Annotated in this window: 10 protein-coding genes; 6 read left to right on the top strand and 4 right to left on the bottom strand. The window is 56.3% G+C overall.

Going from position 1 to position 12,832, the window contains the following annotated elements; all coding sequences use genetic code 11:
- From ACFE7X_RS11740 to ACFE7X_RS11730, 3 genes are all read left to right on the top strand, one after another.
- A partial coding sequence (locus tag ACFE7X_RS11740; protein WP_375435858.1) for a TonB family protein occupies positions 1–1,523 on the top strand: 1,523 nt, incomplete at its 5' end.
- Between the two features lie 281 nt (positions 1,524–1,804).
- Positions 1,805–2,788: a hypothetical protein gene (locus tag ACFE7X_RS11735; RefSeq protein ID WP_375435857.1), complete on the top strand. Its 984-nt coding sequence runs from the start codon at positions 1,805–1,807 to the stop codon at positions 2,786–2,788.
- Positions 2,789–3,078: 290 nt separating this feature from the next.
- Positions 3,079–4,101: a hypothetical protein gene (locus ACFE7X_RS11730; protein ID WP_375435856.1), complete on the top strand. Its 1,023-nt coding sequence runs from the start codon at positions 3,079–3,081 to the stop codon at positions 4,099–4,101.
- A gap of 150 nt (positions 4,102–4,251) precedes the next feature.
- Here ACFE7X_RS11730 and ACFE7X_RS11725 read toward each other — a convergent pair whose 3' ends face one another.
- From ACFE7X_RS11725 to ACFE7X_RS11710, 4 genes are all read right to left on the bottom strand, one after another.
- Positions 4,252–5,823 carry a DHA2 family efflux MFS transporter permease subunit gene (locus ACFE7X_RS11725; protein WP_375435855.1) on the bottom strand — a complete coding sequence of 524 codons (1,572 nt, stop codon included), beginning with the start codon at positions 5,821–5,823 and terminating at the stop codon, positions 4,252–4,254.
- Positions 5,824–5,912: 89 nt separating this feature from the next.
- Positions 5,913–7,022: an HlyD family secretion protein gene (locus tag ACFE7X_RS11720; RefSeq protein ID WP_375435854.1), complete on the bottom strand. Its 1,110-nt coding sequence runs from the start codon at positions 7,020–7,022 to the stop codon at positions 5,913–5,915.
- A gap of 103 nt (positions 7,023–7,125) precedes the next feature.
- Complete coding sequence (locus tag ACFE7X_RS11715) at positions 7,126–7,560, bottom strand: universal stress protein (RefSeq protein ID WP_375435853.1); 435 nt, start codon at positions 7,558–7,560, stop codon at positions 7,126–7,128.
- A 126-nt stretch (positions 7,561–7,686) separates the two neighbouring features.
- Positions 7,687–9,006: a TolC family protein gene (locus ACFE7X_RS11710; RefSeq protein ID WP_375435852.1), complete on the bottom strand. Its 1,320-nt coding sequence runs from the start codon at positions 9,004–9,006 to the stop codon at positions 7,687–7,689.
- A gap of 233 nt (positions 9,007–9,239) precedes the next feature.
- On the opposite strand from ACFE7X_RS11710, the gene ACFE7X_RS11705 reads away from it, so the two are divergent.
- From ACFE7X_RS11705 to ACFE7X_RS11695, 3 genes are all read left to right on the top strand, one after another.
- On the top strand, positions 9,240–11,318 hold the full coding sequence (locus tag ACFE7X_RS11705) for a sigma 54-interacting transcriptional regulator (protein ID WP_375435851.1): 2,079 nt from the start codon (positions 9,240–9,242) through the stop codon (positions 11,316–11,318).
- 108 nt (positions 11,319–11,426) lie between these two features.
- Entirely contained in the window at positions 11,427–11,549 is a 123-nt protein-coding gene (locus tag ACFE7X_RS11700; protein WP_262924447.1) for a hypothetical protein, read from the top strand.
- Between the two features lie 117 nt (positions 11,550–11,666).
- Positions 11,667–12,832: McrB family protein (locus ACFE7X_RS11695; RefSeq protein ID WP_375435850.1), on the top strand; the 1,166-nt coding region annotated here is incomplete at its 3' end.

The raw sequence follows: 12,832 nt of genomic DNA, 5'->3' as shown, positions 1-12,832 counted from the left end.
GGCCCAGGACGACTACCGGCGTTTTTCGTTGCGCAAGCTGCTTGGGGGCCATTTTGGGGGCTCGTTCAGCCGGCTGGTGTCGTTTTTTGCCAAGGAAGAAAACCTCGACGCCGCGCAGCTCGAAGAGTTGCTTCGCCATGCACAGCAAAACCTACCATCCGACGACGATGATGCTCTTCCCACCGACGGCCGACCTGCTTAACTGGATGTGGCAAAGCACGCTGTGCCTGGGTGCCTGCTGGCTGCTCTACCACCTGTTGCTGCGCCACGAACCGTACTTCCACTACAACCGCCGCTTCCTGAGCTTCACGCCCTGGCTGGCCCTGCTGCTGCCGCTGCTGCTGGCCGTTGCGGCTCCCTGGCTAAGTGGGTGGTTGCCTTCTAGCGCGGCGCCTACGGTCTTACTTACGCCCTCAATTACCCTCCCGACAGTAACTGCTAGTAGCTCGGCCGAAAACGCTACTCCCTGGTGGACGTGGTTGCCGCTGGTTTATATAGCTGGAGTGCTCTTGTGGCTGGCGCGGTTAGGCTTGCAGCTAGTAGTTCTATGGCAGCAAGTTCGGCGGCTTCCGCGCGACAAACGAGAAGGCTTCACCCTACTTACAACCAGTAGCAAACTGCCTGTCAGCTCTTTCGGACGGTTGATCTTTTGGGATGAAACCCTTGCTCTCACACCAGCCGAATCTCAACAAGTACTGCAACACGAGTTGGTGCACGTGCGGCAAGGCCACACCCAAGAACGGCTGCTTTTGGAGTTAGCGCGAGCCATACTTTGGTTTAATCCATTCGTGCATCTCTACCCACGGGCCCTGGACCTCACCCACGAATACATTGCTGATGCGGCCGTGCTGCAAACCATGTCCGCGCCGGAAGCGCCTACTCGTTACGCCGCATTACTGGCCCGCCTCACGTTGCGGCGGCTGCACCCGCATCTGCCGCTTACCCATTCTTTCACTCAATCTCAAACCCTTACCCGCATTGCCATGCTCTATTCCCCTCATTCTGCCCGCCGCTGGAAGCAGTGGTTGCTGCTGCCGGTAAGCGCCGGGCTGCTGTTCACTTTTGCCTGCGAGCAAGCGGCTGATGACTCCGCTGCTCCCACATCAGCAACTGCCGCCTCCGAAAGTGAAGTAGCACCGCCACCGCCGCCACGACTGGTTCCAATGCCACCACCGCCGACTAGGGTGTACCAATACGTAGAGAAGATGCCGGAATATTCAGGGGGCATGAAACAGCTTTTAACTGACCTACAACAGCTACAGTATCCCGCCGCTGCCATAGCTGCTAAGCTAGAGGGCAAGGTGTTTGTTTCATTCGTTGTGGTGGAAGATGGGAGTATACAGGACGTCAAACTTCAAAAAGGAATGAGTGACGCCAACGGCTCCGATGCAGCAAGTAAGGAGATGGACGAAGCTGCGTTGGCGGCCGTGCGAAACCTGCCTGGCAAGTGGACTCCTGGCAGTCAGGACGGCAAGAAGGTCGCCGTATCGTATACTGTTCCTATCACCTTCGCCTTGAAGTAAACGGACAGGATAAAAGACCTGTTTACAGGAAGCTAAATTCCCCGCTTGCCTAGCGCCAGAACACCAGAATCTTACCTAGTGCTTGTTTCATATTGCTTCACCTTTAACCAGTTATCACCAAATGATTACCAACGAAACCAAATTCCACTTTCAGGAAGCGGAATTTGGTTTTTTAACGTTCGAGGACGTATACTGCTCTACCTTCAGAATTTATTCCACGCTCGTCCGATCTAAAATTCCCATCAGCTGTTTGATTATTTCGTCTCTCAACTAGTTTCTTTTTGCAGTATCCTATTCATCCTGCCTTTCGCCTAGCAACCTTGCTGCTACTAGCAAGCTTGACGTTGCTGGTTCTAAGTTTCACCAACTGCGACACGACACGGCCCCAAGTGAGTACGGCGCAAGTAGTCCAACGCAAAGTCGATATCATCCGGCGCGATTCGCTTCGTGCCGACTCGGTGGCCCGGGCCGGCGGCCGGTTGCCCGGCGCGATTTTCCCGGCCGAGCGGATTGTGGCGTTTTATGGCAACCCGCTGCACAAGGCCATGGGGATTCTGGGGCAGTACCCCAAAGACGAGATGCTGCGCCGCCTGCGGCTGCAAGTGAAAGACTGGCAAAAAGCTGATTCGCTGCCCGTGCGGCCGGCTTTGCACCTGATTGCCGTTATTGCGCAGCGCGACTCCGGGGCCGACGGCAAGTACCGGATGGCCCTGCCCGATACTGCTATCCGGAGAGTGGTGGAATGGGGCCGGGAGCAGAATGCTTTGGTGTTTCTGGATGTGCAGGTGGGCCTCAGCGACTTGCAACACGAGTTACCCAAGCTGGAAAAATACTTGCGCCTGCCCTTTGTGCACTTAGGCATCGACCCCGAGTTTTCCATGAAATCGGGGCGGCGCCCCGGGACGGAAGTTGGCGAGTTCGACGCCCAGGATATCAACTATACCCGGTGGTTTCTGGCGCGCCTGGTAAGCGAAAACCAGTTGCCGCCGAAGGTGCTGGTGGTACACCGCTTCCGCCAGGATATGGTCACCAACTACCAGAATATCAAGCTCGACCCGCGCGTGCAAATTGTGATGCACATGGATGGCTGGGGTACGCCCAGCATCAAGCGCAATTCTTACCGCAAGTTCATTAAGCAGGAGCCCGTGGAGTATACCGGGTTCAAAATTTTCTATAAGAACGATCAACGTTCCAACTCCCGCCTGATGACTTCGCGCGAGGTTGTTGCCCTCACGCCGGCGCCCCTTTACATCCAATACCAGTAAGCTTGGGCTGGCAAAACAAGCCAGTTACGGGCTGAATCCGCTTCTTAAGCTGAATTTTTAAAAGAAATCCTCCGCCCCAGCACCCGGTCAGTTTGGTTGCGCTGCCGCAAAAAGCAGCAGCTGCATGCCGCGTAGATACTCTGGTCAGTGAAAACCAGAGCCGGCCGGGGTGAAGTTGGAAGCAGGCTTTCCTTCAACCAAAGCGGGCCCAACTAGCCTTCATGCCCCTACAGCCGAGTGAATAAAAGTGTAACTTTCCGACACTTTCTCTTTTCACTCTTTCGTTTTCAGTGCGGTATATCTCTCCTCTCAGCGTGCTATTTTCGGGCTTAGGCCTAGCCCTTACACTCACCACTTTACCGGGCTGCGACTCTAGTTCCGGCACCGAAACCGCCGACTCGAAATTGGCCGCCAATCCCGCCAAACCGGTCGTAATTGACACGGTAGCTTTGAAGCGAACCGCTATGCGGCGCGACTCGCTTAAGGCCGACTCTATTACGAGGGCGGGCGGACAATTGCCAGGGGCCATTCTGCCGGGTCACCGCATTGTAGCTTTCTACGGCAACATTCGGGCGAAGGGCATGGGCATTCTGGGGCGCGAGCCGAAAGACCAGATGTTTCGCAAGTTCGAGAAGGTGCTTAAAGAGTGGCAAGACGCCGACCCTTCTCTGCCCATTCAGCCCGCCCTGCACAACGTAACCATCACGGCGCAAGGCGCGGCGGGTTCCGACGGCAAATACCGCCTCATGAATTCGAAAGCCACTATTGAGGAGGTTATTTCCTGGGCGAAAGAGCATAAATGCATCATCTTTCTCGATGTACAAGTAGGCCTTAGCGACTTGGAGCACGAACTCCACAAGCTAGAGCCCTACCTCAAAGACCCCATTGTACACCTGGGCATCGACCCCGAGTTTGCCATGGCGACCAAAGGCGTGCGGCCCGGCAAGAAAATCGGGACTTACGACGCGAAGGACGTCAACTATGCCATCAATTTCCTGGCGCGGGTTGTAAGCGAAAACAAGCTTCCGCCCAAAGTCCTGACGGTGCACCGCTTCACGCAGGGCATGATTACCAACTACAAAAACATCAAGCTTGACCCGCGCGTGCAAGTGGTGATGCACATGGATGGCTGGGGCAACCCAATACTAAAGAAAGATTCCTACAAAGCGTACATCGAGAAGCAGCCCGTGCAGTACACCGGCTTCAAGCTGTTCTACGAGTATGATGCCCGTCCAGCCCCCCACCACATCATGACCCCTAAAGAAGTGTTGGCCGAGCTCAACCCCAAGCCTCTTTACATTCAATACCAGTAGCAGAGAAGTTGCCGCGCTTACGTTAACTCCCATTCTCTCAGCACTATAAAACAAGCAGCCCCAACCGGTATACCGATTGGGGCTGCTTGTTTTATAGTGCTAAGTAGCTGGTCTGCTACACTGATACTAAGTAAGCTTACCAATTCTCCGTTAGTGCGCCGCGTTCAAATCAATGGCTTCGCCGCGGCGGGCTCGCTTGATGAGAAATACCAGTGGCAAGCACGCTATAAAGAAAAAGCCGAGCATAGAGAAGATCTGGCTGTACGTAATGATGGATACCTGCTTCATCAGGATACCTTCGAGGGCAGCATACGCCTGTTGGCGGGCCTGGTCGGCGGAGAAGCCCCGCGACATAAAGTTCTGGGTGAAAGCCTGAATACGCTGTACCGTTTCGGGGTTGTAGAGCGAGATATTGGGCAGCATGTTTACACGGTTGTGATAGATGCTGCGCTCTAAAACGGTGCCTACAATAGCCACCCCGAACGAACCACCCAACTGCCGAATCATGCCGGTAAGGCCAGCGGCTTGGCCGGCATCCTTGCCCTGCAAACCCGCCAACGACATGGTGGTAATCGGCAGGAATATCAGCCCAAGGCCGACACCACGCACCATCAGGGGCCAGAAAAAGTCACTCTCGCCAGCGGTGGGCGAAATTACCTTGCTCATCCAGAAGGTGAAAAAGAAGAAGATGGTGAACCCCACCGGAATCATGAACTTCTGCGGTACGCCTGCTTGCAGCATTCTTCCGATAACGGGCATCATAAAGCCCGAAGCCAGGGCGCCCGGCAGCAAAATCAGCCCCGTTTGAGCCGCGGTGAAGCCCAGAATGCGCTGGGTGAAGATCGGGAATACAAACACCGAGGCGAACAGTCCGAAGCCTAGAATAAACGAGAGGAACGCGCCAACGGCTAGGTTCCGGCTCTTGCCCAACACCCGCAAATCCACAATGGGCTGCTTGGTTGTTAGCTCGCGCCAGACAAAGCCGATAACCCCAATTGCCGCCAACACTGTGAACGTATTGATATACAAGCTCTCGAACCAGTCTTCGGTTTCGCCCTGCTCCAACACCAGTTGCAACGAGCCAACGCCCAAAATTAGCAGGAAGATACCCGCCCAGTCTATTTCGCGCAGGGGCCGCGGAATAGCATTTTTGATGCGCTCCGGGTCCCGGATAAACAGGATGGTGAAGATAGACGCCAGAATACCGACGGGCACGTTCACGTAGAAAATCCAGGGCCAGTCGTAGTTATCTACAATGTAACCACCCAGCGTGGGCCCAATAGTAGGCCCGATAATCACGCCCATACCAAACAAGGCTTGCCCCAGGGGCAGTTGTTTGGGTGGGAAGGTATCAATCAGAATCGCCTGCGAAGTAGCCATGAGCGCCCCACCGCCAATACCTTGGACGAAGCGAAAAGCTACCAATTCCCAAATATTGGTGCTCTGCCCGCAGGCAATGGAAGCCAGCGTGAAGATGACCACCGAAACAAGATAATAGTTCTTGCGGCCGAACTGCTCGGCCAAAAAGCCCGTCATCGGAATAACGATGACGTTGGCAATGCCGTAGGAAGCCACCACCCAGCTTACTTCCTGTTGCGTGGCCGACAGGTTACCCATCATTTGGGTGAGGGCCACGTTCACGATGCTGGTATCAATGAGTTCCAGCAAGCAGCACATCACCACCGTAATGACGATGATCCACTTGGTAAATCCGGTTTCCATTAGCTAGTAAAAAGTGCGAAGCAAAGAGTGAGAAGTGAAGCGTTGTTACCAAGCCTCTCTTCTCACCACTCTGGTCTGCGGTCTGGAAATTATTTGGTGGTTACCGTGGCTACCACGCTCATGCCAGCGCGGAGCGGATGTTCGGGGTCTACCTGGTCGAGCACAATTTTGACGGGTACCCGCTGCGTTACTTTCACGAAGTTGCCGGAGGCGTTGTCGGGAGGCAACAAGGCAAAACGAGCGCCAGTAGCCGCGGAAAGCGACTGGATTTTACCCTCGAACTCGCGCCCCGGATAGGCATCCACCTCAATCTTGACGGACTGGCCCTCGCGCATCTCCCCAAGCTGCGTTTCTTTGAAGTTGGCAACTACCCAAGTCCGCTCGCTGGCCACTAGGCCCATGAGCTGCTGACCAGGGCTCACCACTTGGCCGGGCTGCACGTTTTTCTTGCTCACAATGCCGTTGCCGGGGGCCGTGATGGTGGTGTAGCTCAACTGCAACTTGGCGTTGTCAAGATCAGCTTGGCGCTGCTTCACTACGGCCTGGGCCACAGCAATTTGCTGCTCAGCGGCGGCTACTTGCTGCCGGGCCACCTGCACTTGCTGCTGCGCGGTAGAGCGCTGGGCACTAGTTGCTTGCAGGTTGGCTTGCACGGCATCGTACTCGCTCTGCGGGATAATGTCTTCTTTACGAAGAAACTCGCTACGCTTCAGATCCTTTTCCAGACGAGCGCGAGAAGCTTCGCTGACCCCAATAGTGGCTTGTGAGCTGCCTACGGTGGCTTGAGCGGTTCGCACGGCAGCCCGAGCGGCCACTACGTTGGCTTGGGCAGCCGCTAAAGCGGCCTCGGCGGCATTCACGCGCTGCTGATAATCGGCCGGGTCCAGCGTTACGAGCACGTCGCCTTTCTTTACCTGCTGGTTGTCTTGCACCTTCACTTCCAGCACTGGCCCACCTACGCGCGGTAGAATTGGGTATACGTCGCCTTCCACTTGAGCATCGTCGGTGTCTTCGTGGGTTTGGGCAAACTGATATTGCTGCCAGCCGAAGTAACCGCCAATCAGCAGCACCAGTGCGAGCACAAGTAAGATAATCGGGCGCTTCGAGCGGCCCTCCGGCTGCGCTTCTACGGGCTCCGGAGCAGGAGCTGCGTGAGAGTTAGAAGCTACGGCCGGATTTTGTTGAACGGTGGTTGCCATATAAAGGAATTGCTGGTTTCTTGTTTTGGGGTATTAGGTTTTACGCGGCTTGTTGCTGGCTTCGTTTTGAATGGCATTCAATCAGCAACAAAAACTGCCGCTCTTATGCTGATTTGCGGTACGCATCGGACTCGGCCGGCGACTTCACCAGCAGCGTCACGCAGGGGGCCGTCCGCACGACTACCTCGGCCGTGCTGCCCATCAAGAATCGGCTGAGGCCCGTGCGGCCGTGCGCCCCGATAACAATCATGTCAACGGAGTGGCGGCGGGCTTCTTCTACTATTTCAAGAGCCGCATCGGTGCCCGGCACAATGGCCGTGCTAACCCGGGCGCCCGTTGCCTCAGCGCTGGCGTGGTAGCGAGCGAGCTGCTGGGCTAAGTCGAGGTCGGAGGGACTGGCCAGCATGGGCTGCGGTTCCAACACGTGCAGCAGCCGAAGGGCAGCGCCGGTTCCGGCTGCCAGAGCCGCTGCGTATGCCACCAACGGCCCCGTCGCCTCCGAAAAATCTATCGGACAAAGAATGGTGGAAAGAGTCATGAAAGGAACTGAATAGCTAAGTAACTGCCTGGAAAATACCTAAGTAGGCTGGTAGCTGAGTAAGCAGTTTGGTGAGCTCGTTTGGTTGAACCTTTTTACTCGACTACCCTTCTCCTTAGGTACTCTCTACCATATCTGCTCGCCCGTTGCGCGCTTGAGCTGGTACTGACCGAGCGTGTGGTTGTAGATAGCCTGCAAGCGGGCCAAGCGGGCCTGCGCCAACGAGGTTTCGGCGTCGAGCACGTCGAGGTTGGTACCCACATCGTAGCGGTAGCGGGCCTTGGCGCGGGTCAGCGCATCGGTGGCCTGCGCAATTTGAATCACCGAGTTGTCGTAACGGGCCGTACTCGACTGCAAGTTGTTGGCGGCCTGGCGCACATCGGAGCGGATTTGCTCTTGCGTATCCTGGATGCGGGCCTGCGAACCCCGAATGGTAGCCAAAGCTTCCACCCGCTGATTTTTGTTTTTGTTGCCGTCGTAGATGGGTACCGAAAGCTGCACCACGCCTACGGAATTAGGCCGGATTCTGTCAAGGTTGGGCAGATAGCCGTTCTTGGCCCCGAACTGGGCCCCGACGCCGAGCGTGGGGGTATTGGCGCGCTCAATCAGCTTCAGATTAAGATTGGCGGTGTTTTCGGCGTCGCGGGCAAGCTTTACTTCGGGCCGTTTGTCGATGGCTTGCGCCAAAGCCGCGTTCAAATTAACGGGTTGTGGCTGGTACGTAAGCGCGCCCCGAACGGGTACGTTCACGTATTCAGGTTTGTGCAGCAGCCGAGTTAGTTGCACCTGCTGGTTGCGCAACTGGTTTTCGAGGTCAATCTTATTGTTCTGGGCCTGCGTGATGCGCACCTGCGTGGTCGTGACATCGAACTTGGTGCTCACCCCGCCCTGCACACGCTTTTCCATTTCGCGCTGGTGCTGCTGCAACGAAGCAATCTGCTCGTCCTGCACCTTGATGCTCTCGCGCACGAAGAGAATATTGTAATAGGCCTGCACCGCCGAGTACGCCAAGTCGCGGCGAGTAACTACAATGTTGTCGGTGGCCGTGAGGCGGCGGCTTTCGGCTAAGTTGGTTGTAGCTTCCCTCTTGCCGAAGTCCAGAATACCGTATTCCAGCGTGATGTGAGCGTCGTAGTTGTTGTTGGGAGCCAACTGAAATACGGGCGCATCGGGGGTGAGTTGCAGCTTCACCACCGGATCGATGCGGGTGTAGGTAGCCGTACCTGTTACCTGGGGCAGGAAGCCGCCACGGCTCTGCGTTACGCGGCTGGTAGCGGCATTTACTTCTTCTTCCAGGGAGGTAACAGCCGGGTTGGCATCAAGTACGGCCTGAATGGTGTTGCTCAGTGACAAAGAATCAGCGGCTACTTGCGCACGGGCCGTAGAAGCTCCTACAAGCAAGCCAGCTGTTAAAAGTGAAGCGGTAAGAGTCGATCGGGAAAGCATCGTGAATTCAGCTTATGGTTAGCTCCCTCTTACCCAATGATGTGCCAAAGGATTAAAACATCTTTAATCCTTACTAAAAACCGCTTTACCGCAGTTTAAATGCATATTATTTTTTATTATCTCTGTTCATCAAACTTTTTCTGAATGGTTAATTATCCTGATATTTAAGAAATTTCTCGTTTTATTTCCTGATATTTAGGGAATAAACTCTATGCTTCAGCTTTACTTGAACCATGAATAATCAGGATGAATCGTTGTTGCTTTATCTCAATGAAGCTATTGCCACTACCCGCAGTAAAGAGGCATTATTCAAAATAGTCACTGAAAAGCTGCGGTTGATTTTTCCCTTCGACAGCATTGCCATTATCACCCTGGATAGCGCGCTCCAACAGAAGCGCATCTTTTTGCGCGACTTACTCGACGGCGCGCCTCCCCTCATGCCTGACTGGCCCGATGTGACCCCAGTGGCCGGGACCCCCATCGAGGTTTTCCTGCATGACCCGCGCGTGCAGCAAGTTGATGTTGGGTCGCTTTTAGCTGACTACCCCAGCTACGAGCCGTTTCAGAAAATGCAGAAGCGCCTGATGCCTCATCTTACCGTGGCGCCGCTTCGTACGGGCGGGCACTTAGTGGGCTTGTTGGTGATGGCTGCGCGTCGCCGGCCAACGTTTTCGTCGGATGACTTGACGTTGCTAGGCAAAATTGGCAGCCTGATAGCCGTAGCCGTTAGCAATGCGCTGGCTTTCGAGGAAGTTGCGCGGCGAGAGCAGGAAAAATCGGTGCAATTGACGATCAACAATGCCTTGCTCAGCAGCAAGAACCGCGAGCAGCTCTTCCGTACGGTAGCCACCGAACTGGACCGCATTATACCGTGCGACTACTTTGGCCTGCGTATCCAGCGGCCGACTGCTGCCACCGAAAGCTTTGCCGAATTCGCCAAAGCGGCTGATAATACGTTTCACTCCCTGGGCGAAGACCGTTGGGAAGGAGTGGAAAACAGAGAAGCCATGCAAGCCGAAACCTTTGGCTTGTTTTCCGAGCCCGCAATTCACACCGGCCTCGATTTCCTGGCTCTGACCACCCAGTATCGGATGCTGCGCCACGCCGCCGAACACCATGGTACCCGCTCGATGCTGGGCGTGCCACTTTGGGTGGAGCACGACCACATGGCCGTGCTGGTGCTGGCCAGCCGCAACCCCGACAACTTCACCACAGCCGATCTGGAGTTGATGAAGAGCTTGGTGCCGCAAATCACGCTGGCCATGCAAAACCTGTTTGCTTTCGAGCAGATTGAAGCCTTGCGCGCGCAGTTGGAACAAGAGAAAACCTACCTCATCGACGAAATCAATACCACCGCTAAGTTCGAGGACTTCATAGGAACAAGCGCCGTGATGCAGCAGGTACAGAATCGGATTCGGCAAGTGGCATCCACTGACACGACCGTTCTGGTTCAGGGTGAAACGGGTACGGGCAAGGAGTTGGTGGCCCGGGCGCTGCACAACCTTTCGCCCCGCAAAAGCCGGGCTCTCATCAAGATCAACTGTGCGGCCTTGCCTGCTCAACTAATTGAAAGCGAGCTTTTCGGCCACGAGAAAGGCGCTTTCACGGGGGCTTTCGACCGCCGCATTGGCAAGTTCGAGTTGGCTGATGGAGGCACTATTTTCCTGGATGAAGTGGGCGAACTGCCGCTCGATTTGCAAGCCAAGCTGTTGCGGGTGTTGCAGGAAAAGGAGTTTGAGCGTATTGGCGGCCGGCGCGTAATCAAGACGGACGCCCGGGTGGTGGCCGCCTCCAACCGGGTGCTGGAAGACGAAGTAGCGGCCGGCCGCTTCCGCGCCGACTTGTACTACCGCCTCGACGTGTTTCCTATCCGGCTGCCTGCCCTGCGCGAGCGGCCCGACGATATCGAACCGCTGATGCGACACTTTCTGGAGCGCTTTACCAAGCAAATGGGCAAACCAGTGCGGGGCTTGCGCGAGCGGGATTTGCGGGCTCTACGGCAATACAACTGGCCCGGCAACGTGCGCGAGTTGGAGCACGTGCTCGAACAAGCCGTCATTGTGAGCGAAGGGCCATTTTTGGAATTCGCGGGCTTTTCGGCTACCCGCGCCCCAGTTGCTACTCCTGACGCAAGCGGCTCGCTTAAGACGCTAAAGGAGCTAGAGCGTGACCATATTCTGGCGGCCCTGCGCCGTACCGGTGGGCGGGTCAGTGGCCCTACCGGTGCCGCCCTACTCCTCGATATCAACCCGAAAACGCTGGAAGCCCGCATGAAAAAGCTTGGCATTCAGCGCACCATTACGGCGGGGTAGCCTACTTACCTCGATTGAAGTGACCCGCGAAGAAAGCTCGACAAAACCCGTCTGCTCGCTTTCTTTCCACGTAACAGCAGTAAACCTCAACCATTACTACCGTTTTCTATGGCTCAGCCCACCACCACGCCCCAGCATACCGATCCGGCGACTAAAAGCAAGGAAAAGAAGAACGAGGAAACCGTAAAAGATAAGCCCGACGGTAAGAAGAAAACCACGCAGCAGAAATAATGCTGCTTGCCTCAGAAGCCCGGTTTGCTCCTCGCAGCCGGGCTTTTCTGCGTTTAAAAAGCGTTGCAGCGGGACCTAACCCTGCCGCAAATGGGTTTTACCTGTACTTTTAAACGAATGCCAAAACCCGAACCCGACCTGAGCTTACTTACCCGCGAGCAAGTGTTGCGGGCCCTGCGCCAACTGGACCGCGAAGGGCCCCGGATGCCGTTGAGCACCGTGTACGACCTTGTGTACCGCGGCCGCCGCTACGCGCCCCGGGCAGTGGCGCAGCTCGCCTACCGTTTGGCTACGGAGCAGCCGGAGGCCGCCTGGCCCCTGCCGGCCGGTGCCGCTACCAACCGGGTGCTAGAGCAACTCGATTTCACCATTGCTACCAAGCGCCCGACTCTGGAAAACTCGTCTCTGCTCGATGGCGACGTAGCCGCGCAGGATGCCATGCAGGAACTCCACACGGGCATTACCCGAGAGAAGCCTCCCCGAAAAAAAGGCGCCGGGGCCGAATCTGGGGAAGCAGCAACATCTGCTCCCGATACCAGCGTAGTCCATGAGCCCGTTGCCGCTTACACCTTACCGCCCGCTCAGCCTTACAACCGTGCCATGGCGCGGCAAGAGTTATTCGTTTCCGACGAGCAGCTTGATGCGGCCCTGGCTGCTCTGCACCGTCGCCGCAACCTGATTCTGCAAGGGCCGCCGGGCACGGGCAAAACGTTTCTGGCCCGCCGGCTAGCTTGGTTGGAGGTTGGTGCTACCGATGCCGCCCAAATAGAGCTAATCCAGTTTCACCCGAGCTACAGCTACGAGGACTTCGTGCAAGGTTTCCGGCCCGATGCACAGGGCATGTTTCGGCTACAAGACGGCGTGCTGCCTGCGTTTTGCCAGCGGGCGGCCGCAGACCCAGAACGGCCGTATTTCCTCTTGATTGATGAATTGAACCGAGGCAACCTAAGCCGCATTTTTGGGGAGCTGCTTTTGCTGCTGGAAGTTGACAAGCGGGGCCCGGCCCACGCCGTGCGCCTGCCCTACGCCCCGGCCGAGGCGCCTCGCTTCTACGTGCCCGCCAATGTGTTCGTCATCGGTACCATGAACTTAGCGGACCGGAGCCTGGCCCCGCTGGATTATGCGTTGCGCCGCCGTTTCGCCTTCGTGGAATTAGCCCCCGAATTTGGGGTGCCGTTTCAGGCGTTTCTGGCGGCGCAGAGCGTGCCAGCACCTGTTATTGAGCGCCTCGTTGACCGCCTCACCGACCTCAACCTTACCATTGCCGACGACCCGGAACTGGG

The organism is uncultured Hymenobacter sp., from assembly GCF_964242765.1.
GTDB lineage: Bacteria > Bacteroidota > Bacteroidia > Cytophagales > Hymenobacteraceae > Hymenobacter.
The sequence above is the reverse complement of the archived record's forward strand: the minus strand, read 5'-3'. Positions and strand labels throughout refer to the sequence as shown.